Below are 25,997 nucleotides of genomic sequence, written 5' to 3'. Positions count from 1 at the left end.
CCCAAATTTCCGACCCGAGCTCGGCCGAGCCGCGCAGGCGAGCGCTCACTCGCATGAGCCGCTTTGCGTCCTTGTATTGATAATCATTCTCATTTACACTGTTAAGGTTGTCAGTTGCCTTTCAAATCGCCGTTTGCCGCATGCCGCGCGCAAACGGGCCAGCCAGGTGAACGCGTCACCCAGCCAGCCTTCGGGCTTGTTATCGTCAATGGGAGACCACCTGTGCATTGCTCCATGCTGGCGCGGCGGCCGATCCGTGCCGCGCTGTTCGGCGCGTTCGGCCTGTCCGCCGCCACGGCTTACGCCGATTCGTCGCCGCAAGGCGTCACGCCGCCTTCTACCGTCCTGACCGCCGCTGCCGCATCCGCGCGCGGCGATGCGGCGCTGCTCGACCCCGTCACCGTCACGGCCACCCGCACCGCCACCGCGGCGAGCCGCACGGCGGCGTCCGTGTCGGTGATCACCGACGAGGATCTCGAAGAGCAGCAGGCCACCAACATCAAGGACGCGCTGCGCTACGAGCCCGGCATCACGGTGCGCCGCACCGCGTACCGGCCCGGCAGCGCCGCGCTCGGCGGCGGCCGCGACGGCGATTCGAGCATCAACATCCGCGGCCTCGAAGGCAATCGCGTGCTGTTGATGGAAGACGGCATCCGCCTGCCGAACGCGTTCTCGTTCGGCCCGCTCGAAGCCGGCCGCGGCGACTACGCCGATCTCGACACGCTCAAGCGCATCGAGATCCTGCGCGGGCCGGCGTCGGCGCTCTACGGCAGCGACGGCCTGACCGGCGCGGTGAATTTCATCACGAAGGACCCGCGCGACCTGCTGTCCGTCTACAACAAGCCTTACTACTTCTCGTTCCGGCCGAGCTACGACTCGACCGACCGCAGCATCGGCGCGACCGTGTCGGCCGCGGGCGGCAACGACCGCATCCAGGGGATGATCATCGCCGACGGCCGGCGCGGCCACGAGGTCGACACGCGCGGCGGCAACAACTCGGCGAGCACGCTGCGCACGACGTCGAACCCGCAGGACGTGTATTCGGAATCGCTGCTCGGCAAGCTCGTGCTGACGCCCACCACGCGCGACACGATCAAGTTCACCGCCGAAACGGTGCAGCGGCGCGTGAGCACCGACGTGCTGTCGGCGATCAATGCGCCGGCCACGCTCGGCCTGACGACGCACGACCGGCTCGAGCGCAATCGCTTCAGCGTCGATTACGACTTCCGCGACGATGCATTCCGCTGGTTCCAGACCGCGCACGTGCAGTTCTACTACCAGGACGCGAAGCAGGACCAGTACGCGTTCGAGACGCGCGGCAGGCAGCCCTCGCGTTCGCGCGACAACCAGTACAAGGAACGTACGTTCGGCGGCTCCGCGTTCGCCGAAAGCGGCTTCGCGACCGGCCCGCTCGCGCACAAGCTGCTCTACGGCGTGGACGGCAGCCTGTCGCGCGTGACGAACCTGCGCGACGGCACGGTGCCGGGCGTCGGCGAAGCGTTCCCGAACAAGGCGTTTCCCGACACCGACTACACGCTGTTCGGCGCGTTCGTGCAGGACCAGATCGGCTACGGCCGCCTGCTCGTCACGCCGGGCCTGCGCTTCGACACGTACCGGTTGAGCCCCACCGAAAACGATCCGCTGTTCACCGGCAAGGCCGTGTCGACGAGCGCGAACGAACTGTCGCCGCGCGTCGCCGTGCTTTACGAGATCACGCCCGCGGTCATTCCGTACGTGCAGTACGCGCACGGCTTCCGCGCGCCCACGCCCGACCAGGTGAACAGCAGTTTCTCGAACCCCGTGTACGGCTACACGTCGATCGGCAATCCGAACCTGAAGCCCGAGACCAGCGACACGTTCGAAGCCGGCCTGCGCGGCAAGGCCGGCACCGGCTACGGCGTCGTGCGCTACAGCGCGGCCGCGTTCACCGGCCGCTACCGCAACTTCATCTCGCGCACGACGATCGCCGGCAGCGGCCGGCCGGTCGACCCGTTCGTGTTCCAGTACGTGAACTTTGCCGATGCGCGCATCCACGGCCTCGAAGGCCGCGCCGAATGGGCGATGCCTAACGGCATCACGCTGAAGACGGCGATGGCCTTCACGAAGGGCTCGACGCAGAACGACGGCGCGGCCAGCCAGCCGCTGAACACCGTGAACCCGTTCTCGGCCGTGTTCGGCGTGCGGTATGAACCGGGCGAACGCTGGTTCGTGCAGACCGACCTGCTGTTCCAGGCCGCCAAACGCGACAAGGACGTCGACAAATCCGACTGTTCGAACAAGGCATGCTTCACGCCGCCGTCGTCGTTCGTCGTCGACCTGCGCGGCGGCTACCGCTTCAACAAGCACGTGAGCGCGACGATCGGCATCCGCAACCTGTTCGACCGCAAGTACTGGAACTGGTCGGACGTGCGCGGCATCGCGGCCGATTCGCAAGTGCTCGACGCGTATTCGTCGCCCGGCCGCACGGTCGCCGTCAGCATGAAAGTGGATTTCTGATGCGCGTTGCCCGCGCACCCACCCCAACCGTTACTCGAAGGAGTCCGACATGATGCATTCCGCCCTTCCCGGTCAGCCGGCCACGTCGGCCCGCGCGGTCGCCGCGCTGCGCGATGCGTTCATCAAGCTCAAGACCGAGCGCCAGTTGCGCAACCGCGACGTCGCGCAGGCGCTCGGCGTCAGCGAAGGCGAGGCGCTCGGCGCGTTCGTCGGCGAGCACGTCGTGCGGCTCGACGCGCGCTTCCCGGCGATGTTCGAGGAAATGCCGCGCCTTGGCCGCGTGATGGCGCTCACGCGCAACGACACGGCCGTGCATGAAAAGGATGGCGAATATGCGCAGATGAGCCACGACGGCCCGGTCGGCCTCGCGCTCGGCGACATCGACCTGCGCATCTTCTATCGTCACTGGGTGTCGGCATTCGCGGTGCGCGACGAGACCGCGCACGGCCCGCTGAAAAGCCTGCAGTTCTTCGATGCGCAGGGCCATGCGATCCACAAGGTCTATCTGCGCGCGCACAGCGATCACGCGGCGTACGACGCATTCGTCGAACGCTGGCGCGCACCGTCGCAGAAGCCGGGCCTCGAGGTCACGCCCGCCGCGCCGAAAACGCCCGAGCGCGCCGATAGCGAGATCGACGTCGCAGGCTTTCGCGCCGCGTGGGATGCGATGACCGACACGCACCAGTTCTTCGGCCTCACCCAGCGCTTCGGCGTGAGCCGCCTGCAGGCCCTGCGTCTCGCCGATCCGCAATACGCGTATCCGGTCGAAACCGCGCATGCGTTGCGCCACGTGCTCGAACAGGCCGCGAAAAGCGGCCAGCCGATCATGGTGTTCGTCGGCAATGCGGGAATGATCCAGATCCATACGGGCCCCGTCGCGAACGTGCGCGAGGTCGGCGCGTGGATCAACGTCCTCGATCCGGGCTTCAACCTGCATGTGCGAGAAGACCTGATCGCCGCCGCATGGGTCGTGAAGAAGCCGACGAGCGACGGCATCGTCACGTCGCTCGAGCTGTTCGACCGGCAGGGCGAGCACGTCGCGCTGCTGTTCGGCGAGCGCAAGCCCGGCAAGGTCGAGCGCGACGACTGGCGCTCGCTCGTCGCGACGCTGCCGGCGGCCGCACGCGGGGCCGCGCGGTGAGCGCGCGGCCGTTCGATCCGCGCCGCCGGTCGCTGCTGGCCGGCGCGGCGGCCGGTGCGCTCGCCGGCGCGCTGCCCGGCGGCGTGCTCGCCCAGGTCGCGGCCGCCGCCCCGAAGCGCGTGATCGTGATCGGCGGCGCGCTCGCGGAAACCGCATTCGCGCTCGGCGGCGCCGAGACGCCGCGTTACCGGCTCGTCGGCGCCGACACGACCTGCACGTATCCCGACGCCGCGAAGCGCCTGCCGAAGGTCGGCTACCAGCGCGCGCTGTCGGCCGAGGGGCTGCTGTCGCTGCGACCCGATCTCGTGCTGGCCTCGGCGGAAGCCGGCCCGCCGACGGCGATCGCGCAGGTGAAAGGCGCGGGCGTCGCGGTGACGACGTTCGACGAGCGCCACGACGTCGAATCGGTGCGCGCGAAGATCACCGGCGTCGCGCAGGCGCTCGAGGTGCGCGACGCCGGCACCGTGCTGCTGCAGCGTTTCGATCGCGACTGGCAGGCCGCGCGCGACGCGGTCGCCGCGCGCGTGCCCGGCGGCGCGCAGCCGCCGCGTGTGCTGTTCGTGCTGAACCATACCGGCGCGCAAGCGCTCGTCGCGGGCCAGCGCACGGCCGCCGACGCGATGATTCGCTATGCGGGCGCGCGCAACGCGATGCAGGGCTTCGATCACTACAAGCCGCTGACCACCGAGGCGCTCGCGGCGGCCGCGCCCGACGTCGTGCTGATCACCGACGAAGGACTGGCGGCCGTCGGCGGTCACGCCGCGTTGCTCGCGACGCCCGGGTTCGGCGCGACGCCGGCCGGCCGCGCGCGGCGCGTCGTGTCGCTCGACGCGCTGTTCCTGCTCGGCTTCGGCCCGCGCCTGCCGCTCGCCGTCACGACCCTGCATCGACGCCTGTCCGATGCGCTCGCCTGATTCCGGATCGACCCGATGCCCGCTCACGCTTCGCCCTTCAACGCACCGAGGCGCGCCGCGCGCACCGGCGCCGCGCGCCTCGGCACGTCGCGCCGCTTCGCGCCGGTCGTCCTGGCCGCGCTCGCCGCTCTGGTGGCCGCGATGTCCGTCGTCGCGCTGTGCGTCGGCGCGTACCGCATTCCGCTGGCGCAAGCCTGGGCCGCGCTGAGCGGCGACGCGGCCGCACAGCAGGCGCGCGCGGTGCTGCTCGACATCCGCGCGCCGCGCGTCGCGCTCGCGCTGCTGGTCGGCGGCGGCTTCGGCGCGACCGGCGCCGCGATGCAGGCGCTGTTCCGTAATCCGCTCGCCGATCCGGGGCTCGTCGGCGTGTCGAGCGGCGCCGCGCTCGGCGCGACCACGCTGATCGTGCTCGGGCCCGCGCTCTTCGCCGCGCACGCGAGCGCGGCCGCGCTGCCGGTCGCCGCGTTCGCGGGCGGGCTCGCGGTCGCGGCGCTCGTCTACCGGCTGGCCGCGTCGCGCGGCCGGCTCGCATTGCCGCTGCTGCTGCTCGCCGGCATCGCGATCAATGCGCTGGCCGGCGCGGCGATCGGGCTGCTCACGTTCGTCGCCGACGACGCCCAGCTGCGTTCGCTGACCTTCTGGAGCCTCGGCAGCCTCGGCGGCGCGCAATGGACGACGCTGGCGGCCGTCGCGCCATGCGTCGCACTCGGCTGCGGGCTGCTCGTACGCGAACGCGACGCGCTGAACGCGCTGCAGCTCGGCGAAACCGAAGCGCTGCATCTCGGCGTGCCGGTGCAGCGGCTGAAGCGGCGTGTGCTCGTCGCGGTCGCGCTGGCGGTCGGCGCGCTCGTGTCTTGCGCGGGCGTCATCGGCTTCATCGGGCTCGTCGCGCCGCATTGCGTGCGCCTCGCGTGCGGCCCCGACCAGCGCATCGTGCTGCCCGGCGCCGCGTTGCTCGGCGCGTTGCTGACGCTCGCGGCCGATCTCGCCGCGCGCACCGTCGCCGCGCCCGCCGACATTCCGCTCGGCGTGCTGACCGCGCTGCTCGGCGCGCCGTTCTTCCTCGTGCTGCTGTGGAAGAACCGCGGCGCGCTCGGCGGGTAATCCCTTCATCACGACGACCATGCTGACTGCCCACCACCTCGACGTCGCCCGCCGGCACGATACGATCCTGCGCGACCTGTCGCTGTCGATCGAACCCGGCCGCGTGACCGCGCTGCTCGGGCGCAACGGCGCCGGCAAGAGCACGCTGCTGAAAACCTTCGCCGGCGAGCTGACCGGCAGCATCGCACCGAACGGCGTGCGCGTGACGGGCGACGTCACGCTGAACGGCGAACCGCTCGCGCGCATCGACGCGCCGCGGCTCGCGTGCCTGCGCGCGGTGCTGCCGCAGGCCGCGCAGCCGGCGTTCCCGTTCAGCGTCGACGAAATCGTGCTGCTCGGCCGCTATCCGCATGCGCGGCGCGGCGGCGCGCGCCACGTGATCGCGCATCGCGATCGCGACATCGCGTGGCGCGCGCTCGAACGCGCGGGCGCCGACGCGCTCGTCGGCCGCGACGTCACGACGCTGTCGGGCGGTGAACTCGCGCGCGTGCAGTTCGCCCGCGTCCTCGCGCAGCTGTGGCCGGACCACGACGCGATGGAAACCGGCCCGCGTTACCTGCTGCTCGACGAACCGACCGCCGCGCTCGATCTCGCGCACCAGCACCGCCTGCTCGATACCGTGCGCGCCGTCGCGCGCGAATGGCGGCTCGGCGTGCTCGCCATCGTCCACGATCCGAACCTCGCCGCGCGGCATGCGGATACGATCGCGATGCTCGCCGACGGCACGATCGTCGCGCATGGCGCACCACGCGACGTGATGACGCCGGCCCATATCGCGCGGTGCTACGGCTTCGCGGTGAAGATGGTGGAAACCGGCGACGGAACGCCGCCGGTGATGGTGCCCGCGTAGGAAGCGAACGTCTTTCAGGTGATGCAGCCGGACTGAATGCCGGCGCGGCAGGCACCGGCGCGCGCTCAATGCTCGACGTCCGCCGCGCCGAAGGTCCGCATCTTCCAGCCGAGTCGCACCGCGAGCGTCCGCATCGAGAAGCCGGCCGCCAGCGCGACGAGCGTCGCGAACCCCGCGTCGATGCCGACATGCTGCATCCCGACATACAGCGTGCCCGTGACGAACGCGACGCTCGCATACAGTTCCTCGCGCAGGATCAGCGGCATCTCGTTGCAGAGCAAATCGCGCAGCATCCCGCCGCACACGCCCGTGATCGCGCCGGCCAGCACGACGATGATCGGCGCCGTGCCGGCCGACGCGCCGACGTCGCAGCCGATGATCGTGAACGCCGCGAGGCCGATCGCATCGACGGTGACGAACAGCGCCCTCATCCGCGCGACATGGCGTGCCGCCCACGACGCGACGGTCGCCGCGACGAGCGTGATCACCAGGTATTCGGGATGCGCGATCCAGCCGAGCGGATAGTGGCCGAGCAGCACGTCGCGCACCGTGCCGCCGCCGAGCGCCGTCACCGCGCCGACGAGCGCGAGCCCGAAGCGGTCCATTCCGCGGCGCATGCCCATCAGCGCCCCCGACATCGCTTCCGCGACGATCGCAATCAGGTAGAGCGTATGCATCGCGCGCGTCAGTCGTCGGTCCGGAACAGGTCGAGCACGCGTTCGCGCTCGGCCGCATCGACGGCGGCGGGCATCGGTTCGTCGCGCTTGCCGTGGTCGGCCCGCGCACCCAACGCATCCGGCGCATCGACGGCCGCCGCGCCGCCGCATGCGAAGCGGCTGCGGATATACGCCGGCACGTCGGCCGTGCACGTACCGCGCGTGTATTCGGCGTAGACGAAATCGCCGTCGACGAGCACGACGTCCCGCGGCGGCGTCGCATCGACCGGCGTGCGCCCGTCGACGGCCGTCTTCATGTAGTCGAGCCAGACCGGCAGCGCGAGCGTCGCGCCGGTCGCGCGCCCCATCGGGCGCGGCGTGTCGTAGCCGAGCCATGCGACCGCGACGATGCCCGACGAGTAGCCCGCGAACCATACGTCCTTCGACCCGTTCGACGTGCCCGTCTTGCCGGCCGCGTCGTCGCGCCGCAGCGCGAGCGCGCCGCGCGCGGTGCCGGCCCGCACGACGTCGCGCAGCATGCTGTCCATCACGAACGCATTGCGCGCCGACACGACCCGCTCGCCCGCCGGCACGGTCGCCTCGTACATCGCGCCGCCGTGACGCTGCTTCACCGACAGGATCAGGCGCGGCTCCATCCGCGTGCCGCCGTTCGCGAACACGCTGTACGCGCTCGCGAGTTCGAGCGGCGTCACGGCGCCCGCGCCGAGCGCGAGCGGCAGCGACGCCGGATTGCGCTGCGCGTCGAAGCCGAAGCGCACTGCGTGCTGCTGCACGTAGCGCGCGTCGGTGGCCTGCATCAGGCTGACCGCGACCAGGTTCTTCGAGCGCACGAGCCCGCGCCGCACCGGGATGAAGCCCTCGTAGTGGTTGGCGAAATTACGCGGACGCCACGGCCGCGCGCCGGTTTCTGCATGCGTGAGCGTGCGCTGCGTATCGTCGACGAGCACGCCGGGGAAGTAGCCTTTCTCCAGCGCCGCCGAATAGACGAACGGCTTGAAGCTCGAACCCGGCTGGCGATACGCCTGCAGCGCATGGTCGAACACGTTGCGATTGAAATCCGCGCCGCCGACCAGCGCGAGCATGTCGCCGGTGACCGCATCGAGCGACACGAGCGCGCCTTCGAGCCCGTTGCGCGTATCGCGCGTCGCGCGCGCCTGACGGCTCAGCGTGCGCTCGAGCGCGGCTTCGGCCGCGCGCTGGTCGCGCATCGAGATCGTCGTCGTCACGTCGAGGCCCAGCGTGTACGCATCGTCATGAAACCGCTCGACCATCATCCGGCGCGCCCGCTCCGCGACGTACGGCGCGGCGACGATGCCGGGCGGCGGCGTGGTCGCGAGCGCGATCGGCGCGTCGACGGCCGCGCGATACGCCGCATCGTCGAGCTGGCCGAGCGCATGCATGCGGCCGAGCACGTAATTGCGCCGCGCGGTCGCGCGCGCCGGGTTGACGACCGGGTTGAACGCGGACGGCGCCTTGGGCAGCCCGGCGAGCACGGCCGCCTCGCCGGCGCTCAGCGCGTCGAGCGGCTTGCCGAAGTACACGTGCGCGGCGGCCGCGAAGCCATACGCGCGCTCGCCCAGATAGATCTCGTTCATGTACAGCTCGAGCAGCTTGTCCTTGCTGTATTCGCGTTCGAGCTTGGCCGCCATCAGGATCTCGGCGAGCTTTCGGCTCAGCACCTTGTCGCGCGTCAGGTAGAAGTTCCGCGCGACCTGCATCGTGATCGTGCTGCCGCCCTGTCCCGGCTGCCCCGTGACGACGTTCGCGAACGTCGCGCGCGCGAGGCCGCCGATATCGACGGGGCCGTGCTCGTAGAACTTCGCGTCCTCGGCCGCGAGCAGCGCATGGCGCATCAGCAGCGGGATGCGTTCGAGCGGCACGAACTCGCGCCGCTCGACGCCGTATTCGGCCAGCAGGTCGCCGTCGCGCGAGAAGATCCGCAGCGGCAGCGCGGGACGATAGACGGCCAGGTGTTCGACGGACGGCAACTGCGTCCAGATGCGATCGATCGTCCACGCGCCGATGCCCGCGCACGCGAGCGTCAGGCCGAGCAGCGCGCCCGCGAGCGTGCGCCATACGCGGCGGCGGCGCGGCGGTGCGGTTGGCGGCGCGGGCGGTGGCGGCGGGTGGGCGGTGGGATCGGTCATGTCGGGCTCCTTCTTCAATGCCGCGACGGCCGGCGCGCGGGCGGCGCGCCGATCGGTCACGAAAGGCGCGCATTGTCGAAGGGATGGCGCGAAACCGGAACATTCTTTAGCCAAAGTTTGGCTGGCTAAATTTTATTTAGGAAAGCGCTTTGGAGGCCGCTCGGACCGTGCATGCGGGTTTGCGGCATGCCGTTGCGGTCACGTGTGCCGGGCGCGCGAGCCGGTTCGCTTGTACCATCGTCGGATGTTCGATCGATACCTCGACCTGTGGGGCCTCGTTCCCGACGGCGGCCCGATCCTGACCGCGAGCGGCGGCCTGCTGCCGGTCGTGTGGCACGCGCGGCCCGCGATGCTGAAAGTCGCGACGTGCGACGAAGAGCGGCGCGGCAATGCGCTGATGGCCTGGTGGAACGGGCAAGGCACCGCGCAGGTGTGGCAGCACGACGGCGACGCGATCCTGCTCGAGCGCGCGCAGCCGACGCCGACGCTCGCCGCGTTGTCGGCCGCGGGCCACGATGACGACACGATGCGCATCGCGTGCGACGTCGTCGCGCGGCTGCATGCGCATCGTGCGCCGCAGGTACCGCCGGTGGTGCCGCTGCATGACTGGTTTTACGCGCTGCTGTCGAACGATGTCGATAACGACGCGCTGCGCGGCTCGGCGGCGGTCGCTCGCCAGTTGTTCGCCGAGCCTTCCGTCGACGAAGTCGTGCTGCACGGCGACATTCACCACGACAACATTCTTCATTTCGGCGATCGCGGCTGGCGCGCGATCGACCCGAAAGGGCTGCGCGGCGAGCGCACGTTCGATTACACGAACCTGTTCTGTAATCCTGCGCATGACATCGCGGTCGATCCGGTGCGTTTCGAGCGGCGTGTCGTGGTCGTGGCGGATGCCGCGCAGCTTGACTCGCGTCGGCTGCTGCAATGGATTCTCGCGTGGGCCGGGCTGTCGGCCGTGTGGTTGATGGAAGACGGCCAGCCGGCCGACACGCGGCTGCAGGTTGCGATGCTCGCGACGAGAGCGCTCGGGCTGTAGCGATACGCATCGGCGATGAAACCATGGTGTAGCGTGGATTTCTGGCGGGAAGCTGTGAAGACTACTGGTATTAGGCCAGTTTCAGGCACTCGGCCATAAGGGGTAGATCACCGACAATCTTCAGTACCCGCTTGCCTTTGACCACTATCGATGAAAGTTTCGAGAGATTTCGGAATCGTTGTCCGGCGGGCTGCGCTAGCAGCCAAGAATGTCGACCTATCGACGGTCATGGACGAACTCAATTTTCGGGAATATTTTGACAAATCCGATAGCCTCATATCGCTTGGCCCGTTCTTCGGAGGCGACGCGGCCGATGAGTGCACGAAGTCATTGGAACGGCGTGGGCTAACATACATCGACGATTTTTTTATCTTCGAACAGTTTGTGCCCGACTGGTGTTCGTTCGAAGTATTTTGACGTGGCGCCGATATCGAGTTTCCGAGGCCGTCCGGGCACGCTCGAAACAGCGGCCGTCTGATCGTGGAGTAGTATTCCCGCATGTTCAGGTGATTGCCCGGCCCCTACCGCGCGCAGCCGCTCCGTCTATGTGTGGCGACGCCGGCCGTGGCGACGACATCGACGGAAACGCATCATGTCAACCGAGTGGAAGCATCGCGTCAGACTCTTCGTCCAGCGTTTCTGGCAGCCGACCAGTGCGTGCATGACCTGCATGCCCGGGAGCTGGGGAAACGTCATGAGCCTTGCCCACTGGACCATCGCCTTTCATACGGGTCTCCTGACAGGGCTCCTGGCTGTACTTCTGACTTTCACGCCTGTGGCGAAACTCTACGCGCATCGATACGGCAACGCGCTGGTCGTCGGCGTCCTGACGACGTTGGGCGACGCCTACTCGCACACGAGTCACTACCGTATTCCCTATGTCGAGCACATCGTGACGGGTGCGATTTCAGGTCTCCTGGCGCTTGCGGCCTCATATCTCTTCGAAGACCGCGCGCGACGCCTTCGGGCGATGTGGGCTCGCGTTGTCGGACAGCTTGTCCGCTGACTTGCTAACCCACGAAGCCCCCGAAAAAAACCCGCCGGCATACGCCGGCGGGCTTTCATGTCCGACGTATGCGGCGCTTCAGCGCGCCGGGTTCAGCGTCAGATTCATGTGACGGTTCACGTCCTTGTACAGCAGATAACGGAACCGCCCAGGCCCACCCGAATAGCACGCCTGCGGGCAGAACGCACGCAGCCACATGAAGTCGCCGGCTTCCACCTCGACCCAGTCCTGGTTCAGCCGATAGACGGCCTTGCCTTCCAGCACGTACAGGCCATGCTCCATCACGTGCGTTTCGGCGAACGGGATCACGCCGCCCGGCTCGAACGTCACGATGTTCACGTGCATGTCGTGACGCATGTCGCTCATGTCGACGAAGCGCGTCGTCACCCATGCGCCGTTGGTGCCCGGCATCGGAATCGGCTCGACGTCCTGCTCGTTCGTCACGAACGCTTCGGGCAGCGGAATGCCGTCGACGGCCTGGTAATGCTTGCGGATCCAGTGGAAACGCACCGCGGCATCGCTGACGTTGTGCAGCGTCCAGTCCGCACCCGGCGGAATGAACGCATAGCCGCCCGGCTTCAGCGTGTGCTGCTTGCCTTGCAGCGTCAGCTCGGCTTCGCCTTCGACGACGAACAGCACGGCTTCGGCGTGCTTGTCCTGCTCGGGCTTGTCGCTGCCGCCGCCCGGATTCACTTCGACGATGTACTGCGAGAAGGTTTCCGCGAAACCCGACAGCGGGCGCGCGATCACCCACAGGCGCGTGTGGGTCCAGAACGGCAGCCAGCTCGTGACGATGTCGCGCATCACTCCCTTCGGGATCACCGCGTACGCCTCGGTGAACATCGCGCGATCGGTCAGCAGATCCGTCTGCGGCGGATGGCCGCCATGCGGCGCGTAATACGTTGTCTTAGACATAGTGCATCCAGGCAATGGGTTGGTCCGGCCCCAGGCGCAAACGGCATCGGGCGGTTCGCATGCGCGTGGAGTGCGCGTGCGGCGGCGGGACATCGTTGCCGGGGTGGCTTGAAAGCGCATGCGCCTTCGATCGGTCGGCCAGGCTTCGCGGCGGGTCGTCCGGTTCAGCGACGCGGCGGCCCGTGTGGTCGGGCCGGCGGCCGCGCCGCGGCGCTCGCGATCAGGCGAGGTGCGGACGGCCGCACGGTTCGACTCCGTACGCGAGCATCGCCGACGATAGCGAAGTCGATCCCGATCGACCAATTAAATGTTGCGATGCCATCCATTCGATTTCCCACTACCCGCCGGCGCCCCAATGCACGGCGGGGACGCGTTGCGCGGTGTGCCGACCATCAGGGAAATCCTGACGGATGCGATGTTCGCGCGATGCGCCGGTGCGGCGACGCGGGGAGACACGCGCTGGTCTCGATGCATCCCGTTACCCGTGGCGCGGCGAAGGAGGTCATACGTGTGCGGCAGCGGATCGCGGCGCGAGGGCCGCACGGAGACCGTCACGTCAGGCTGGAACGAGCCGACGGGTCGAAGGAAAAGCAGATGTCATTCGGCCGACCCTGTCCGAGCACATTCGGATGCGGCAACGGGTGTCGTCGAGAAACGGAGAAAAACGGCGGAAGGAGCATTGCCGGCCCGTCGATCGGGCACATGGCAGCGGCTGAGGAAGCCGGAGGAGGATCGCCGGTCTGGCCGGCGAAGCGGCCCGGCAGCGTGCCGGGCCGAGGCCCGCGTCGGGGTGTCGACGCCGGCGACGCGCCGGTGCGCGGCTCGCGCACCGTGCCGCGCCAGCGGCGATCAGTCCCAGTCGCGGTGGTGACGATGCTTGCGGTGATGACGGTAGCCGCGGTCGCCGTGATCGCGATCGTACGAGCTGCGCGACAGGTTGCCGCCGAGCGCCGCGCCGGCGCCGCCGCCGACCGCCGCGCCCAGCAGGCCGCCCGTGCGGCCGCCCATCGCGTTGCCTGCCGCGGTACCCGCGCCGCCGCCGAGTGCGCCGCCGATGATCGCGCCGGTGCGCTCGCGACGGTTCGACGTCACCGCGCCGCCCGCGCCGCCGCCGATCGCGCCGCCGATGACGGAGCCCGTGCTGCCGCCAACCGCGCCGCCGACCGCTGCGCCGGCAACCCCGCCGAGCGCGCCGCCGAGCGCGTTGTTCAAGTCACCGGCCACGGCCGGCAGTGCAGTCGCGCCGGTCAGCACGGCGACGACGAGAGTGGGGGCGATTTTCTTCCACATTCCCGTATTCTTCCTTGTTCGCAATTCTGGTTATCGAGGTCCGCTCGGTACGACGACCTGAATCGATCGACATCGGGCCAGGCATTGTGCCGAACCGTGGACCAATTCATTTCAATGAGCTTGCGGCGAAGAATAGCACCGGTCCCGCATCCTTGCCGTGGACATTCTGGTAACAAGTTGTTGTCGAATAACGGACGTTGAACGCGCCCGCCGAATCCGGCTGAAACCGTTGCCAGTATTGATTCCGACCACGGTCCGGCCCCGCGTTGCGACACGTCGGTCACGCACGCGCTCGTCCGTTCGAGACACACGTGGCAACACATCGGCACATGCCGCAAACGGGCACCCCGAACGACGGTCAGGGGGAAGATGGCGGGGTCAGTACACGCCGGGCAGCAATCGCCACGTCCGCGCGCAATACGCGTCGTATTCAACGCCGAATTGCGACCGCAGCAACGCCTCTTCCGAGCGGATTCGCGCGACGAGCGGCACGAGCGTCAGCACGACCAGCAACACGCCGACACCCGAGCGAAACGCCAGCGCCCAGCCGAGCGAATTGACGACGAGGCCGAGATAGCTCGGATTGCGGATGCGGCTGTAGATGCCGCCGGTCACGAGCGTATGGCCCGGCTGGATCGCGACGAGCCCGCTGAAGCGCTTGCCGAGCACGAACACGGGCCACATGCGCAGCCCGCCGCCCACGAGGTACAGCGCGACGCCGATCCAGCGCACCGTCTCGCCGCCGAAGGTCCAGACGTCGAGCCGGTCGGTCAGCGCCGGCAGGTACGCGAGCAGGAAGCCGCTTACCGCGAAGGCCGCGAGCACCCAACGGTTGTCGCGATTTTCGCGCTCGCCGCTGCTCAGGTTGCCTTCGCTGAACAGCGCGGCGACGGCCATCGCGAACGTCGCGACGACGATGACGATCAGCTGCGGGTGCGAGAAGAATGCAGCGAACCCGCCGCTGCCGAGCACGGCGAGCCCGAGATAGACGAGCGTGGATACGCCCGACAAGACGACGACCTTCGGGGTGACTGTCATGACGGCCTCGCGGGGATGCGCTTTCCTGTGAAGTATAGGAACTGCGCGCCCCGCGCGCCGGGCGGCACCGTCATGCGGCGCGCGAACTCGCGTGCATCGGCCGGCCGACCGCAGCCGGCCGAGCCGGTATAGCTCGGGCCGGCGCACCGCAACGGATCAGCGGATGTGGAAGTGGCCGCCGATGCCGACGGTGACGGGCGGCGCGTAGTACGCGGGCGCATAGCCGTAGTAGGCCGGCGCGGGCGCGTAGCCGTACGGCGGCGCGACGTAGCAGCCGGACAGGCCGCCGATCAGGGCAAGCGTGATGAGAAGTCTGGACATGGCTCGATTCCCGGCGCGAAAGACGAACGACACCTCGCGAAGGCCCCACCGCAGCACAACGCGGCGGCCGGCACGAAGAGGCGATCCGCCCTTCCTGTCGCTCGATGAAACAATGCGCGCAGTCTAGCGCCGGGCCTGGCCGCGCGAGTTTCCCGGGCGGTTACACGTGTTACGTGGTGTGACCGCTGAAACAGGCTCGGGAGGCGCAGCGGCCGGCCGGTGGGCGGGCGCCGCGCCGACGGTGGCCGGGCTGTTACACGAAGCGCGCGCGAATGCGCTGCGCGAGCGCTTCCAGCGTCGCCGCGTCGGCGATTTCGCGCGCATGCATCCGCAGTTCGACGCCTTCCCAGCGCGGAATCACGTGGAAGTGCACGTGCGGGACCGTCTGGCCGGCTGCCGCGCCGTTGAACTGGCCGATGAACACGCCGTCCGGCTCGAGCGCCGCGCGCACCGCCGCCGCGACGCGCTGCGTCATGCGGATGCCGGCCGCGGCCGCGTCGCCGGACAACTCGAAGATCTGCGCGGCCGGCTCCTTCGGGATCACGAGCACGTGACCGTCGGCCTGCGGCATCAGGTCCATGATCGCGAGCGTCGCGTCGTCTTCGGCGACCTTCACGCACGGCAGTTCGCCGCGCAGGATTTTGGCGAACGGGTTGTTGTTGTCGTAGGACATGGCGTTTCCGATCTCGGTTGGACAGTGGGACGGGCAGAGCAAAGCGCAATGCCGGACGATTATCGGCCGACGGCCGACCCGATATCAACTCGCCCGATGCGCGACGCCGGCCGCGCCGTCGGACACGCGGCGGTCATCATGCGTCACACGACAGCGATTGCACCGCATCGCCCGAACCTGCGACACTGCCGCATCGATGCCGGCCGGCACGCCACCGAGGACGCTCGCGCATGACGATCCCCCTCAAGAAGCCGATACTGCGCGGTGTCGCGCTCGTGTTCGTGGCCGCGATCGGCTATACGGGCTACACGCTGTCCCGGCTCGCGCCGATCGCGACCGGCTATGCGGCCAAGGCGCTGTGTTCCGGCGTGTTCGTATCGGGCCGTCCGGCCGCATCCGTGATCGACGTCGACATCATGGCCGGCGTCCATCCGCTGCTGAAACTGGTGCGCCCGTCGCTCGATCCCGCCCATCATCGCGCCGTGGCGACCTTCGCCGGCTTCGCCGAACGCGAAGCCGACTTCCGGCCCGGGCTCGGCTGCACGCTCGCGCTCGGGGCCACGGCCGGTGCGGCGGCGGCCACCTTGCCCGCCGCGCTGCCGGCCCTCCCCGATCCGCCGCCCGCGCAACCCGACCCGCCCGCACCGGCCACGCCGCCCGCCGGCATCGACACGCACAAGCTGCAGACCGCGCTCGACGGCGCGTTCGACGAACCCGATCCGGCGCGGCCGCGGCGCACGCGCGCGGTCGTCGTGATGTGGCGCGGCCAGGTGATCGCCGAACGCTATGCGCCCGGCTTCACGGCCGCCACGCCGCTGCCCGGCTGGTCGATGACGAAGACCGTCACGGCCGCGCTGGTCGGCACGCTGGTCGCGCGGCACAGGCTGTCGCCCGACGCGTCGGCACTGCTGCCAGAATGGCGCGGCAGCGGCGATCCGCGCGCGGCCATCACGCTCGACGAGCTGCTGCGGATGACGAGCGGCCTGCAATTCAACGAGGACTATGACGATCCGCTGTCGGATGTCGCCGTGATGCTGTTCACGCAGCCCGATACCGCGCGGTTCGCGTCGGCGAAGCCGCTTGCCGCGGCGCCCGGCGCGCAGTGGTCGTACTCGAGCGGCACGAGCGCGATCGTCGCGCGCGTGATGCGCGAAGCGCTGGTCGGCAACGACGCCGACTACCTCGCGTTTCCGCGCCGCGCGCTGTTCGCGCCGCTCGGGATGCGCAGCGCGGTGTTCGAGCCCGATGCGTCCGGCACACTCGTCAGTGCGTCCTACATGTATGCGAGCGCCCGCGACTGGGCGCGCTTCGGGCAGCTTCTGCTGCAGGACGGTGTGTGGAACGGGCAGCGGCTGCTGCCCGAAGGCTGGGTGCGCTATCTGACGCGCGCGACGCCACAGTCACCGCGGCAGGAATTCGGCGCGCAGCTGTGGGTCAAGGTGCCGGAGCCGTTCAACGATCGCGATCCGCATGCGCGGGCGATGCCGGCCGACGCGTTTCATGCGGTCGGCCATGAAGGCCAGTTCGTCAGCGTGGTGCCGAGCCGCGAGCTGGTGGTCGTGCGGCTCGGGCTGTCGCGGCCGGAAGCCGCGTGGAATCACGAGGCGTTTCTCGCGCGCGTGCTCGACGCGGTGCCGGCGCCCGGTGCGTGACGACGGGCAGGTGCGTCGGTGAATCGGTCGTGAAGCGGCGATGAAGGCAATACCACCGCTTCAAGCGCTGCCTGCGCCGCATTACGGATTCGCGCTGCCCGCGTACTGCTTGAAGCCTTCGCGGGTCGCGAGCCGTTCAACGTAGCGCGACACTGCCGGCAGGTCCGGATGCTCGAACGGCGTGCCGAACCACCGGTTCACCGACAGGCCGATCGGGATATCCGCGAGCGTGAACGTGTTGCCGGCCACGTACGCGCCGGTCTTTTCGAGCTGCGCATTCAGCACGCGCATGTGCGTCGTCCAGCCCGCGATCGACTGCGCGATGCCGTCCGGATCCTGGTGATCGGGCGACTTGCGCACGAGGCCGAGGAAGGCGCCGACCCACGAGCGGTTCAGGTCCGAGCCCTGCCAGTCGATCCACTGGTCGACGCGCGCACGCGCCTGCGGCTCGGCCGGATACAGCGCGTCGCCGCCGTAGCGGTTCGCGAGGTAGCGGATGATCGTGTTCGACTCCCAGAGCACGAAGTCGTCGTCCTTGATGACGGGCACGAGCGCGTTCGGATTCAGCGCGAGATAGGCCGGGTCGTGGGTCGTGCGAAAGCCCGCGCCCCAGTCTTCCTGTTCGAACGGCAGGTTCAGTTCGGTGCACAGCCACAGCACCTTGCGGACGTTGATGGACGGAATCTTGCCGAGGACTTGCAGCATGCAGGCTCCTTGTGAGGTCGGGTGCGAACGTTCGGCGCGCACGGCACGCGCCGAACGCGGTCACGCCGAAGTTATACACGACCTCGCGGGAAACGGCAGGCCGCGGGCGCGAAACCGGTGTGCGGCCGATTCGTCAGGTCGCGCAGCGCGTGCTCGGCCGTCGGGAAGCGGAACATGAATCCGTCCTGATGCAGCCGTGCCGGCACCACGCGCTGCCCGTCCAGCAGCAGCTCGGCCATCTCGCCCATCGCGGCGCGCAGCGGTGCCGCCGGCACGTGCACAAACGCGGGGCGGCGCAGCACCTTCGTCACGATCTGCACGAACGCGCGCTGGGTCAGCGGCACCGGGGCGACCGCGTTGTAGACGCCGCGCATGCCCGTGTTCGACATCGCGCGCGCGACGATCCGCAACACGTCGTCGCGGTGAATCCAGCTCATCACCTGCGCGCCGTCGCCGAATCGTCCGCCGAGCCCGAAGTAATGCGGCAGCAGCATCGGGCGCAACGCGCCGCCCGGGCCGAACACGATGCCCAGCCGCAGCACCACCGCGCGCACGCCGTGGCGCTCGAGCGGTTGCACGGACTGCTCCCACTGCCGGCACAGCTCGGACATGAAGCCGGTGCCGGTACTGCTGCCCTCGTCGAGCCGTTCGTCGCCCGGCCGCACGCCGTAGTAGCCGATCGCCGACGCCTGGATCCACGTACGCGGCTTGACTTCGGCGGTCTCGACCCAGCGCATCAGCGCCTGCGTGACGCCGACGCGGCTGGCGAGCAGCACCGCCTGCCGGCGCTTGCTCCAGCGTGCGCCCAGCACCGGCGCGCCGGCGAGATTGATCACCGTGTCGAAACGCTCGTGCGGCTGCAACTGGTCGACGGACGTCACGCTGCGCACGCGGCCTTGAAACAAGTAAGCCGCACGCAACGGATCGCGCGCCAGCAGCGTGACCGTATGTCCTGCATCGAGCAACTGGTTCACGAGCGTTTCGCCGATGAAGCCGGTCCCGCCAGTGACCAGCACATTGCAGGGCCGCTGCCCCGCGAACGGGTTGGCAGCCGGCGCGCGTGGCGCGATGCGGCACGCGGCAATCCCGTCGCGCACGCCCGACACCGTCACGCCGACCGCGAACAGGCTGAGCAATCCGCCGCGCCAGCCGAGGTCGATCGGCTGCAGCCCGGTCGGCTCGTGCGCCCACACGGCGAGTTGCATCGCGATCATCCCGAACAACGCGCCGCCGTTGACGGCCAGCAGCGTATGCAGCACGCGCTCGGTCGCGGGCAGCTTGCGGCTTCGGTCCTCGATGACGAAATCCCACAAGGTCAGCCCCACTTCGACAAGCACGACCATCGCGAGCGCCGCGACCCACGCGCCGTGAAACGCGACGTTCGCGATCGATGCGAACACGAGGCCGTACAGCACGGACCGCACCGCATGAATCGCCAGTTCGAGCCGCGCGCGCGGGCTGTGCGGCAGGTCTTGCATGAGTTCGTGGTGGTAAAGCGTATCGAATGCGCCCATCGCGCCCTGCACGATCAGCAGGTTGAGCGCCCAGTCGAAAGCAGGCAACGTGTTCATGCGGTATCCCTCCTCCACAACCAGACCAGCGGCGGCACCATCGCGACGAGCGCGGCCACGTCGATCGCCACGTGCCCCCACACCTGCGCCTGCCACGACAACAGCATGTCCTGCGGCGCCCAGATCAACAGGCCGGCCAGCAGCCAGCCCCACACTTCCCGTTTCCTCGACCGGTTGCCGAGATGGACGAGCGCGAGCATCCAGACCGCCGCGCACTGTACCGTCGCGCCGAGCAGCGACATCCACCAGACCTGCTGGGCGCGCGCGGCTTCGGGCGCCGCTGTCGACCAGAAATGCCACTCGATGCCGCGGTGATAGGCGTCGAGCCACGATGCGCCGGCAATCCACGGAATGGCCGCGCCGACGAGCAGGTGCGCGATCGCGGCTGCGTACATCCAGCGCACGACGGCGCAGCGCGGAGTGTCGCGCGGCGGGCGATTCGCCGCCGCGCTTTCGGCGTTGCTGCCGGTGCTGCACGCGCCGCCTTCGCAGCAGGCTTGCGCGCGATACCCGAGCCAGCGCGATACGGCATACCGGTTGCGTGCGAGGCGGCGATACAGCGGCGCGAACACGGCACGCATCGCCGGCACGCGAAGCAGCCAGGCGAACCAGCGACGCCCAACCAGCGCATGGGCGGCCGCGATGCCGTCGATGCCGGTCAGCATGCGTCCGTTGGGCAAGCGCGCATGCAGCTCGCGATTCAGCGCGGGCAAGTCGACATCCAGCGGCGCCGGATCGAAGCCCGGCTCCGCGATGTCGACGAACGCCAGCCGGTGTCGCACATCGCGCTCGCCGAGACGCCGGATTTCCGCGACACATAACGGACATCGCCCGTCGAAGTACAGCACCAGCTCATTGGCATTCATGCTTCGCACTCCTTTTTGTTATCGCAAGCATCATGAATCGATCGACTGCTTTCCCGCGTACGCCGCCGCTTCCGCACGACGGCGACGGGCTCACATCGGCTTGACCACCATCAGAAAATACACGGTCAGCATCGCGAAGAACGCCGGATAACCGAGCAGTTCCCAGCGCTTCGCATAGCGCCAGTAGCGCTCCGGCAACGCGGCGTCGCCGTTCGCGTGCGCGAGCTTCGCCATCGATGCGAGTTCGAGCTGCAACCACACGACCGGCAGCCAGCACGCGCCGGCGACCGCGTACAGCACGATCGACGCGAGCAGCCACGGCGTATGCCACGGCCACCCGGCCGTATGCGCGAGCCACAACCCGGACGCCGGCTGGAAGATCACGGCCGGCGTCGTGAACCACCAGTCCGCGCGCACCACGAGCCGCGACACGGCCGCGATCGCGGGCACCGATCGCGTGCGGTTCGCGAAGAACAGGTAGAACGCGGTGCCGAACCCCGTGCCGACCAGCAGCACCGAAGACAGGATGTGAAGCGCCTTGATGACGAGATAGGTGTTCATGCGCGTTCTTCTTCTGAAAAGAGGATCAACAGGATGGCGAGAATCGGCACGTTCTTGAGCACGGGGCCGAACGGTTCGGCCAGCAGGCCGGGCATCGTGACCGCGATGACCGCCGAGTACGCGACGATCAGCGCCGCCTGCACGGCCCACAGGCGCCGCGACGGCGCGACGACGGTCGCGATGCCGAGCGCGAAGTCCAGCGCGCTGGCGGTGTAAAGCGCGATCAGCGCGGGCAGCCCCGTCAGGTGCGCGGGCGCCAGCAGCGCGAGGCTTGCGTGCAGCGGATGGATGAAGGCGCTCGCGATCGCCGTCCAGATCCACACGATCGCGAGCGCGCCCAGCAGCAACGGACGCCGCCACATCGCGAGCGCGTCGCGGCGCAGCGCGGCGGCTTCCGCGCCGATGAACCCGCCGATGCGGCGCGGCGGCCGGCCCAGCACGGCCGTGGTGGCCGCCGGATCGCCCGTGTTGCCGCCGCGCAGCATCGTCCACGTGTCGCGCGTCAGCATCGCGCCCGGCAACGCGCCGAGCAGTACGGCCGCCGCGCCGACCAGCGGGCCCGGCAGCGTCACGCGGGCCGCCGGCGGAAATCCGAGCGCGGCGCGGTAGCCGGCCAGCATCTCGCGGTATTCGACTTCGTCGCTGCCGACCACGTCGATCACGCGGCGGCCCGCCGCCGACGGCGAATCGGCCGGCTCCGTCACGAGCCGCGCCACGACTTCGGCGAGATCGTCGACATGCACCGGGCGCAGCCGCTGACGGCCGCCCGCCGGCAGGACGTGCACGGGCAAGCTCGCGAGCATCCGGAAAAACCGCGCCGATGCGCCGGCCGCCCCGTAGACGAGCGCCGGGCGCACGATGCGGAAGTCGATCGGCAACGTCTGCAGGAAGCGGTCGGCCGCCTGCTTGCTCGCGAAGTACCGCGTATCGCCGCGCTCGACGCCGAGCGCCGAGATCTGGATCACGCGCGGCACGCCGGCGCGGCAGCATGCGGTAAAGAGCGCGCACGGCGCGGCGCGATGCACGGCGTCGAGCGTCGCGCCGCGTCGATCCGCCAGCATGCCGACCGCGTTGATCACCACGTCCACGCCGTTCAGCCGCGCAAGCCATGCTGGCGGATCGACGTCCCGCACGAAGTCCATCGCGACGTCGTGCGGGCCGGCCGCGTGACGCACGCCGCGCAGCACGCGATGCCCGCCCGCTTCGAGCTGCGCGCACAGCGCCCGCCCGATGAAGCCGTTCGCGCCGCACACGAGCACGGTCATGCCGCGTGCGCCGGAACGCTCGGGCGGGCAGGTCGACGGCAAGACTGCGTTCATGTTCGTCCTCTATTTACAGTTATTTCTGTAATGACAGAAACAACAACTCCGAAAAAAGCGGGCTGCGTGCCCGCTCTCCGTTACCGCTTACTTCGACGGCTTGCGCCTGACCGTCTGGCTGATCTTCGCACCGATGCCGAGCGCCTTCATCAGCGTATCGGGCTTGAGCCTCAGCATCTCGTCCGACCAGGTCGTCAGCGTCTCGACGAACTGCAGCGTGTCGCGGATGCGCTGTTCGGTCTCGCGGCTCTCGTTCGCGATCTCCGGGCTCGTCAGGCAATCGCGCAGCACCGTGAGCGTCGGCTCGATCTCGCGCTGCCGCCGCCCTTCGACGATCAGCTTGAACAACTCCCAGATGTCGGTCGACGTCTCGAAGTGGTCGCGGCGATCGCCGAGCACGTGCACGACCTTCGCGAGCCGCCACGCCTGCAACTCCTTCAGGCTCGTGCTGACGTTGGAGCGCGCGACGTTCAGCGTCTCGGCGATTTCGTCTGCTGCCACCGGCCGTCCGGCCAGGTAGAGCAACGCGTGAATCTGCGAGACAGTACGGTTGACGCCCCACCTCGAGCCCATTTCGCCCCAGTGGAGAATGAATCGTTCGGCAATCGGTGTGAGTTCCATGGTGGGGAATTTAGTTTTTTCAGTTATTTCTGTCAAGAGAGAAATTACCGGGCGATCGCGCGCCTTCCGGCCGCGCCCGCCCGCGATCGGCCGCTTCCTTTACAATGCGCGGGATTTTTCCGATTTCAGGCCGTCCCCGCCTTTCTGACTAGAGGTTCTCCCATGATCATCAAACCGCGCGTGCGTGGCTTCATCTGCGTGACGACTCATCCGGTCGGCTGCGAAGCCAACGTCAAGGAACAGATCGATTACGTGACTTCGCACGGCCCGATCGCCAATGGCCCGAAAAAGGTGCTCGTGATCGGCGCGTCGACCGGCTACGGCCTCGCCGCCCGGATCTCGGCCGCATTCGGCTCGGGCGCGGACACGCTCGGCGTGTTCTTCGAGCGCGCCGGCAGCGAGACGAAGCCGGGCACGGCCGGCTGGTACAACAGCGCCGCGTTCGAGAAATTCGCCGCCGAAAAGGGGCTGTATGCGCGCAGCATCAACGGCGACGCATTCTCCGACAAGGTCAAGCAGGTCACGATCGACACCATCAAGCAGGATCTCGGCAAGGTCGATCTGGTCGTCTACAGCCTTGCGGCCCCGCGCCGCACGCATCCGAAGACGGGCGAAACGATCAGCTCGACGCTCAAGCCGGTCGGCAAGGCCGTCACGTTCCGCGGCCTCGACACCGACAAGGAAGTGATCCGCGAAGTGTCGCTCGAGCCGGCGACGCAGGAAGAGATCGACGGCACCGTCGCGGTGATGGGCGGCGAGGACTGGCAGATGTGGATCGACGCGCTGGCCGAAGCCGGCGTGCTGGCCGACGGCGCGAAGACCACGGCGTTCACGTACCTCGGCGAGCAGATCACGCACGACATCTACTGGAACGGCTCGATCGGCGAAGCGAAGAAGGATCTCGACAAGAAGGTGCTGTCGATCCGCGACAAGCTGGCCGCGCACGGCGGCGACGCCCGCGTGTCGGTGCTGAAGGCGGTCGTCACGCAGGCCAGCTCGGCGATCCCGATGATGCCGCTGTACCTGTCGCTGCTGTTCAAGGTGATGAAGGAGAAGGGCACGCACGAAGGCTGCATCGAGCAGGTGTACGGGCTCCTGAAGGACAGCCTGTACGGCGCGACGCCGCATGTCGACGAGGAAGGCCGCCTGCGCGCGGACTACAAGGAACTCGATCCGCAGGTGCAGCAGAAGGTCGTCGCGATGTGGGACACGGTCACGAACGAGAACCTGTACGAGACGACGGACTTCGCGGGCTACAAGACCGAGTTCCTGCGCCTGTTCGGCTTCGAGATCGCCGGGGTCGACTACGACGCGGACGTGAACCCGGACGTGAAGATCCCGGGCATCATCGACACCACGGTCTGACGGCACGACCCGCCGCCGCGCTCACTGCGCGGGCGGCGGGTTCGCACGACCGGCGGCGTCAACGCGGCGCCGGTTCTTCCAGATAGACGCCCGACGACAGCGTGGCCTTCACCTGCCGCGTGAACTCGTCGGTCGACACTTCCTCCGCTCCCGCTTCGATCGCGTCGTACGCCTGCCGCACGACGTCGGCCGGCGTTGCTTTCGGCACGTCGAGGCCGGCCGTCAGGTCGGTATCGATGAAGCCGGCATGCAGCCCGACGACCTGCGTGCGCTGCTCGCGCAGCGAATGGCGCAGCCCGTTGGTCAACGCCCATGCGGCCGATTTCGACACGCCGTAGCTCGACAGGATCGGCCGGTTCACCCAACTCGCGACCGACAGGATGTTCAGGATCGCGCCGCCGCCGTGGGCCGCCAGGGTGCCCGCGAACGCGCGCGACATCGCCAGCATCCCGAACACGTTGGTCTCCAGGTGCGCGCGCAATGCGTCGGGCGCGCCCTCGTCGGTCAGGCTGCCGAGCCGTGCGATGCCGGCGTTGTTGATCAGCAGCGTGACGTCGCGCGCCGCCTCGGCCGCTGCGGCGACCGCCGCGGGGTCGGTCACGTCGAGCTTCACGGGCACGACGCCCGGCAGCGTCACGCTGGCCGGATCGCGCGCGCCCGCATAGACCTTGCGCGCGCCCCGTTCGAGCGCCTGCTTCGCGAACTCGAGCCCCAGCCCGCGGTTCGCGCCCGTGATGAACACCACTGCACCTTCGATTTTCATGATGCGTCCTTTCGCGTGATGAATCGCCCGCGCGCCGGCTCGCCGCGCGTGAGATCCGGGTAAAAACGAGACTGTCGTTGCCTGTCGAACCGTGGCGCCGCGGCGCGCCGCCGACGGCAAGCCGGCCGCGACCCACGCCCCACGGCGCCAAAGACGCTGACCCGTTGCCATCCGGTGTACCCGCCGTGGCTTTGCCACGATCCGCCCAGTCGGCTACACTCGATGTCAATGTTGATCACCATTGTCTTTGCGGTGCATTGTGTTCTCGCCACATGGCCATGTCAATGGCGATCACCATTGTGTTTTTCAATCGACGCGATCGAACAGGAAATCAGGGAGAGATCGATGGGCGTGTCCAGACAGCAGGCTGCCGAGAACCGAAGCGCGATCGTCGCGGCCGCCGAGCGGCTGTTCCGCGTGCGCGGCGTCGACGCCGTGGGGCTGACGGAACTGATGAAGGAAGCCGGTTTCACACAGGGCGGCTTCTACAACCACTTCAAGTCGAAGGACGCGCTGGTCGCCGAAGTGATGGAAAAGGCGATGCACGACCGCGCGGATTCGCCGAATGCCGGCAGTCTCGACGCGCAGGTGGCCGCGTATCTGTCGCCCGCGCATCGCGACAACGTCGAGGCCGGTTGCCCGCTGTCGGGCTTCGCGGGCGATGCGCCGCGGCTGACCGATGCGGCGCGCGCGTGCTATGCGCACGGCCTCGCCGCGTATCTCGAGCGGCTGGAGCGGATGGTGGCGGCCGAAGGCGCGACGCCCGCGCAGACGCGTCGCGACGCGCTCGCGGTCTTCAGCCAGATGGTCGGCGCGCTCGTGCTGTCGCGCGCGATCGCCGGCACCGATCCGGCGCTGGCCGACGAGATTCTCGACGCGGGGCGGGACACGCTGACCAGCCGACGCGGCGAGTCGGCCACGTCGAATTGAGCGCTGGCGGCGCGCGCCCCGGCGCGGCGTCCG

At 68.8% G+C, this 25,997-nt stretch carries 24 protein-coding genes; 10 read left to right on the top strand and 14 right to left on the bottom strand.

The window, feature by feature from the left end; translation table 11 throughout:
• The first annotated feature begins 222 nt into the window (after nt 1-222).
• From QZM15_RS10520 to QZM15_RS10500, 5 genes are read left to right on the top strand one after another with little or no spacing between them, the layout of a single operon-like run.
• Complete coding sequence (locus tag QZM15_RS10520; RefSeq protein ID WP_302106330.1) at nt 223-2,496, top strand: TonB-dependent hemoglobin/transferrin/lactoferrin family receptor; 2,274 nt, start codon at nt 223-225, stop codon at nt 2,494-2,496.
• Between the two features lie 49 nt (nt 2,497-2,545).
• Nucleotides 2,546-3,637, top strand: a complete 1,092-nt coding sequence (locus QZM15_RS10515) for a hemin-degrading factor (protein ID WP_059641480.1) — start codon at nt 2,546-2,548, stop codon at nt 3,635-3,637.
• Nucleotides 3,634-4,551 carry a hemin ABC transporter substrate-binding protein gene (locus tag QZM15_RS10510; protein WP_060968264.1) on the top strand — a complete coding sequence of 306 codons (918 nt, stop codon included), beginning with the start codon at nt 3,634-3,636 and terminating at the stop codon, nt 4,549-4,551. Before QZM15_RS10515 ends, QZM15_RS10510 begins: the two co-directional genes overlap by 4 nt.
• Before the next feature lie 15 nt (nt 4,552-4,566).
• Nucleotides 4,567-5,655, top strand: a complete 1,089-nt coding sequence (locus QZM15_RS10505) for an iron ABC transporter permease (RefSeq protein ID WP_302106329.1) — start codon at nt 4,567-4,569, stop codon at nt 5,653-5,655.
• Between the two features lie 19 nt (nt 5,656-5,674).
• Nucleotides 5,675-6,505 carry a heme ABC transporter ATP-binding protein gene (locus QZM15_RS10500; RefSeq protein WP_059581923.1) on the top strand — a complete coding sequence of 277 codons (831 nt, stop codon included), beginning with the start codon at nt 5,675-5,677 and terminating at the stop codon, nt 6,503-6,505.
• Between the two features lie 65 nt (nt 6,506-6,570).
• Here QZM15_RS10500 and QZM15_RS10495 read toward each other — a convergent pair whose 3' ends face one another.
• Together QZM15_RS10495 and QZM15_RS10490 are read right to left on the bottom strand one after the other, a co-directional pair.
• Nucleotides 6,571-7,182 (bottom strand): trimeric intracellular cation channel family protein, encoded by a 612-nt coding sequence (locus tag QZM15_RS10495; protein WP_302106328.1) that lies wholly within the window; start codon nt 7,180-7,182, stop codon nt 6,571-6,573.
• An 8-nt stretch (nt 7,183-7,190) separates the two neighbouring features.
• Entirely contained in the window at nt 7,191-9,329 is a 2,139-nt protein-coding gene (locus tag QZM15_RS10490) for a penicillin-binding protein 1A (RefSeq protein ID WP_302106327.1), read from the bottom strand.
• 244 nt (nt 9,330-9,573) lie between these two features.
• On the opposite strand from QZM15_RS10490, the gene QZM15_RS10485 reads away from it, so the two are divergent.
• Complete coding sequence (locus QZM15_RS10485; RefSeq protein ID WP_302106326.1) at nt 9,574-10,368, top strand: aminoglycoside phosphotransferase family protein; 795 nt, start codon at nt 9,574-9,576, stop codon at nt 10,366-10,368.
• A 592-nt stretch (nt 10,369-10,960) separates the two neighbouring features.
• Nucleotides 10,961-11,374, top strand: coding sequence for a hypothetical protein (locus QZM15_RS10480; RefSeq protein ID WP_059581907.1), 414 nt, complete (start codon nt 10,961-10,963; stop codon nt 11,372-11,374).
• Nucleotides 11,375-11,452: 78 nt separating this feature from the next.
• Here the strand turns inward: QZM15_RS10480 and QZM15_RS10475 are convergent, their stop codons facing one another.
• The 5 genes from QZM15_RS10475 to QZM15_RS10455 all read right to left on the bottom strand — a co-directional run bounded on the left by QZM15_RS10475 (nt 11,453) and on the right by QZM15_RS10455 (nt 15,611).
• Nucleotides 11,453-12,289: a bifunctional allantoicase/(S)-ureidoglycine aminohydrolase gene (locus tag QZM15_RS10475; protein WP_059581905.1), complete on the bottom strand. Its 837-nt coding sequence runs from the start codon at nt 12,287-12,289 to the stop codon at nt 11,453-11,455.
• A gap of 849 nt (nt 12,290-13,138) precedes the next feature.
• Nucleotides 13,139-13,579, bottom strand: coding sequence for a hypothetical protein (locus tag QZM15_RS10470; protein WP_059581902.1), 441 nt, complete (start codon nt 13,577-13,579; stop codon nt 13,139-13,141).
• A gap of 378 nt (nt 13,580-13,957) precedes the next feature.
• Nucleotides 13,958-14,617, bottom strand: coding sequence for an isoprenylcysteine carboxylmethyltransferase family protein (locus tag QZM15_RS10465; protein WP_302106325.1), 660 nt, complete (start codon nt 14,615-14,617; stop codon nt 13,958-13,960).
• 156 nt (nt 14,618-14,773) lie between these two features.
• On the bottom strand, nt 14,774-14,938 hold the full coding sequence (locus QZM15_RS10460; protein ID WP_162838116.1) for a hypothetical protein: 165 nt from the start codon (nt 14,936-14,938) through the stop codon (nt 14,774-14,776).
• A 253-nt stretch (nt 14,939-15,191) separates the two neighbouring features.
• Entirely contained in the window at nt 15,192-15,611 is a 420-nt protein-coding gene (locus tag QZM15_RS10455; protein ID WP_059581895.1) for an HIT family protein, read from the bottom strand.
• A 230-nt stretch (nt 15,612-15,841) separates the two neighbouring features.
• Here QZM15_RS10455 and QZM15_RS10450 point away from each other — a divergent pair, with 230 nt between their 5' ends.
• Nucleotides 15,842-17,263, top strand: coding sequence for a serine hydrolase (locus QZM15_RS10450; protein ID WP_302106324.1), 1,422 nt, complete (start codon nt 15,842-15,844; stop codon nt 17,261-17,263).
• An 81-nt stretch (nt 17,264-17,344) separates the two neighbouring features.
• On the opposite strand, the gene QZM15_RS10445 is transcribed toward QZM15_RS10450, so the two are convergent.
• From QZM15_RS10445 to QZM15_RS10420, 6 genes are all read right to left on the bottom strand, one after another.
• Nucleotides 17,345-17,968: a glutathione S-transferase family protein gene (locus QZM15_RS10445; RefSeq protein ID WP_059581890.1), complete on the bottom strand. Its 624-nt coding sequence runs from the start codon at nt 17,966-17,968 to the stop codon at nt 17,345-17,347.
• Nucleotides 17,969-18,039: 71 nt separating this feature from the next.
• Nucleotides 18,040-19,539, bottom strand: a complete 1,500-nt coding sequence (locus QZM15_RS10440) for a TIGR01777 family oxidoreductase (protein WP_302106323.1) — start codon at nt 19,537-19,539, stop codon at nt 18,040-18,042.
• A complete protein-coding gene (locus tag QZM15_RS10435; RefSeq protein WP_302106322.1) occupies nt 19,536-20,405 on the bottom strand; it encodes a thiol-disulfide oxidoreductase DCC family protein in 870 nt (289 codons plus the stop codon). The genes QZM15_RS10440 and QZM15_RS10435 overlap by 4 nt, the downstream gene beginning before the upstream one ends.
• A 90-nt stretch (nt 20,406-20,495) precedes the next feature.
• The gene (locus QZM15_RS10430) at nt 20,496-20,966 is read right to left on the bottom strand and encodes a DUF2269 domain-containing protein (RefSeq protein ID WP_059238660.1); all 471 of its coding nucleotides are present in this window, start codon (nt 20,964-20,966) and stop codon (nt 20,496-20,498) included.
• Entirely contained in the window at nt 20,963-22,285 is a 1,323-nt protein-coding gene (locus QZM15_RS10425; protein ID WP_302106321.1) for an SDR family oxidoreductase, read from the bottom strand. The genes QZM15_RS10430 and QZM15_RS10425 overlap by 4 nt, the downstream gene beginning before the upstream one ends.
• Before the next feature lie 87 nt (nt 22,286-22,372).
• Nucleotides 22,373-22,906 carry a GbsR/MarR family transcriptional regulator gene (locus tag QZM15_RS10420; protein ID WP_011548968.1) on the bottom strand — a complete coding sequence of 178 codons (534 nt, stop codon included), beginning with the start codon at nt 22,904-22,906 and terminating at the stop codon, nt 22,373-22,375.
• Nucleotides 22,907-23,068: 162 nt separating this feature from the next.
• Between QZM15_RS10420 and fabV the strand changes: the two genes are divergently transcribed.
• On the top strand, nt 23,069-24,271 hold the full coding sequence (gene fabV / locus QZM15_RS10415; RefSeq protein ID WP_059581884.1) for an enoyl-ACP reductase FabV: 1,203 nt from the start codon (nt 23,069-23,071) through the stop codon (nt 24,269-24,271).
• 58 nt (nt 24,272-24,329) lie between these two features.
• On the opposite strand, the gene QZM15_RS10410 is transcribed toward fabV, so the two are convergent.
• A complete protein-coding gene (locus tag QZM15_RS10410; protein WP_059641434.1) occupies nt 24,330-25,034 on the bottom strand; it encodes an SDR family oxidoreductase in 705 nt (234 codons plus the stop codon).
• Nucleotides 25,035-25,379: 345 nt separating this feature from the next.
• On the opposite strand from QZM15_RS10410, the gene QZM15_RS10405 reads away from it, so the two are divergent.
• Nucleotides 25,380-25,964 carry a TetR/AcrR family transcriptional regulator gene (locus QZM15_RS10405; RefSeq protein WP_059641431.1) on the top strand — a complete coding sequence of 195 codons (585 nt, stop codon included), beginning with the start codon at nt 25,380-25,382 and terminating at the stop codon, nt 25,962-25,964.
• The last annotated feature ends 33 nt before the right edge of the window (nt 25,965-25,997 follow it).

It is taken from the genome of Burkholderia sp. AU44665 (assembly GCF_030504405.1).
Lineage (GTDB): Bacteria > Pseudomonadota > Gammaproteobacteria > Burkholderiales > Burkholderiaceae > Burkholderia > Burkholderia semiarida.
The sequence above is the reverse complement of the archived record's forward strand: the minus strand, read 5'-3'. Positions and strand labels throughout refer to the sequence as shown.

What these genes read in the sequence shown, in the direction of transcription:
- QZM15_RS10515 (WP_059641480.1), top strand. Translation starts at nt 2,546, where the DNA reads ATGATGCATTCCGCCCTTCCCGGTCAGCCGGCCACGTCGGCCCGCGCG.
- QZM15_RS10505 (WP_302106329.1), top strand. Translation starts at nt 4,567, where the DNA reads ATGCCCGCTCACGCTTCGCCCTTCAACGCACCGAGGCGCGCCGCGCGC.
- QZM15_RS10500 (WP_059581923.1), top strand. Translation starts at nt 5,675, where the DNA reads ATGCTGACTGCCCACCACCTCGACGTCGCCCGCCGGCACGATACGATC.
- QZM15_RS10495 (WP_302106328.1), bottom strand. Translation starts at nt 7,182, where the DNA reads ATGCATACGCTCTACCTGATTGCGATCGTCGCGGAAGCGATGTCGGGG.
- QZM15_RS10490 (WP_302106327.1), bottom strand. Translation starts at nt 9,329, where the DNA reads ATGACCGATCCCACCGCCCACCCGCCGCCACCGCCCGCGCCGCCAACC.
- QZM15_RS10485 (WP_302106326.1), top strand. Translation starts at nt 9,574, where the DNA reads ATGTTCGATCGATACCTCGACCTGTGGGGCCTCGTTCCCGACGGCGGC.
- QZM15_RS10480 (WP_059581907.1), top strand. Translation starts at nt 10,961, where the DNA reads ATGTCAACCGAGTGGAAGCATCGCGTCAGACTCTTCGTCCAGCGTTTC.
- QZM15_RS10475 (WP_059581905.1), bottom strand. Translation starts at nt 12,289, where the DNA reads ATGTCTAAGACAACGTATTACGCGCCGCATGGCGGCCATCCGCCGCAG.
- QZM15_RS10470 (WP_059581902.1), bottom strand. Translation starts at nt 13,579, where the DNA reads ATGTGGAAGAAAATCGCCCCCACTCTCGTCGTCGCCGTGCTGACCGGC.
- QZM15_RS10465 (WP_302106325.1), bottom strand. Translation starts at nt 14,617, where the DNA reads ATGACAGTCACCCCGAAGGTCGTCGTCTTGTCGGGCGTATCCACGCTC.
- QZM15_RS10460 (WP_162838116.1), bottom strand. Translation starts at nt 14,938, where the DNA reads ATGTCCAGACTTCTCATCACGCTTGCCCTGATCGGCGGCCTGTCCGGC.
- QZM15_RS10455 (WP_059581895.1), bottom strand. Translation starts at nt 15,611, where the DNA reads ATGTCCTACGACAACAACAACCCGTTCGCCAAAATCCTGCGCGGCGAA.
- QZM15_RS10450 (WP_302106324.1), top strand. Translation starts at nt 15,842, where the DNA reads ATGACGATCCCCCTCAAGAAGCCGATACTGCGCGGTGTCGCGCTCGTG.
- QZM15_RS10445 (WP_059581890.1), bottom strand. Translation starts at nt 17,968, where the DNA reads ATGCTGCAAGTCCTCGGCAAGATTCCGTCCATCAACGTCCGCAAGGTG.
- QZM15_RS10440 (WP_302106323.1), bottom strand. Translation starts at nt 19,539, where the DNA reads ATGAACACGTTGCCTGCTTTCGACTGGGCGCTCAACCTGCTGATCGTG.
- QZM15_RS10435 (WP_302106322.1), bottom strand. Translation starts at nt 20,405, where the DNA reads ATGAATGCCAATGAGCTGGTGCTGTACTTCGACGGGCGATGTCCGTTA.
- QZM15_RS10430 (WP_059238660.1), bottom strand. Translation starts at nt 20,966, where the DNA reads ATGAACACCTATCTCGTCATCAAGGCGCTTCACATCCTGTCTTCGGTG.
- QZM15_RS10425 (WP_302106321.1), bottom strand. Translation starts at nt 22,285, where the DNA reads ATGAACGCAGTCTTGCCGTCGACCTGCCCGCCCGAGCGTTCCGGCGCA.
- QZM15_RS10420 (WP_011548968.1), bottom strand. Translation starts at nt 22,906, where the DNA reads ATGGAACTCACACCGATTGCCGAACGATTCATTCTCCACTGGGGCGAA.
- fabV (WP_059581884.1), top strand. Translation starts at nt 23,069, where the DNA reads ATGATCATCAAACCGCGCGTGCGTGGCTTCATCTGCGTGACGACTCAT.
- QZM15_RS10410 (WP_059641434.1), bottom strand. Translation starts at nt 25,034, where the DNA reads ATGAAAATCGAAGGTGCAGTGGTGTTCATCACGGGCGCGAACCGCGGG.
- QZM15_RS10405 (WP_059641431.1), top strand. Translation starts at nt 25,380, where the DNA reads ATGGGCGTGTCCAGACAGCAGGCTGCCGAGAACCGAAGCGCGATCGTC.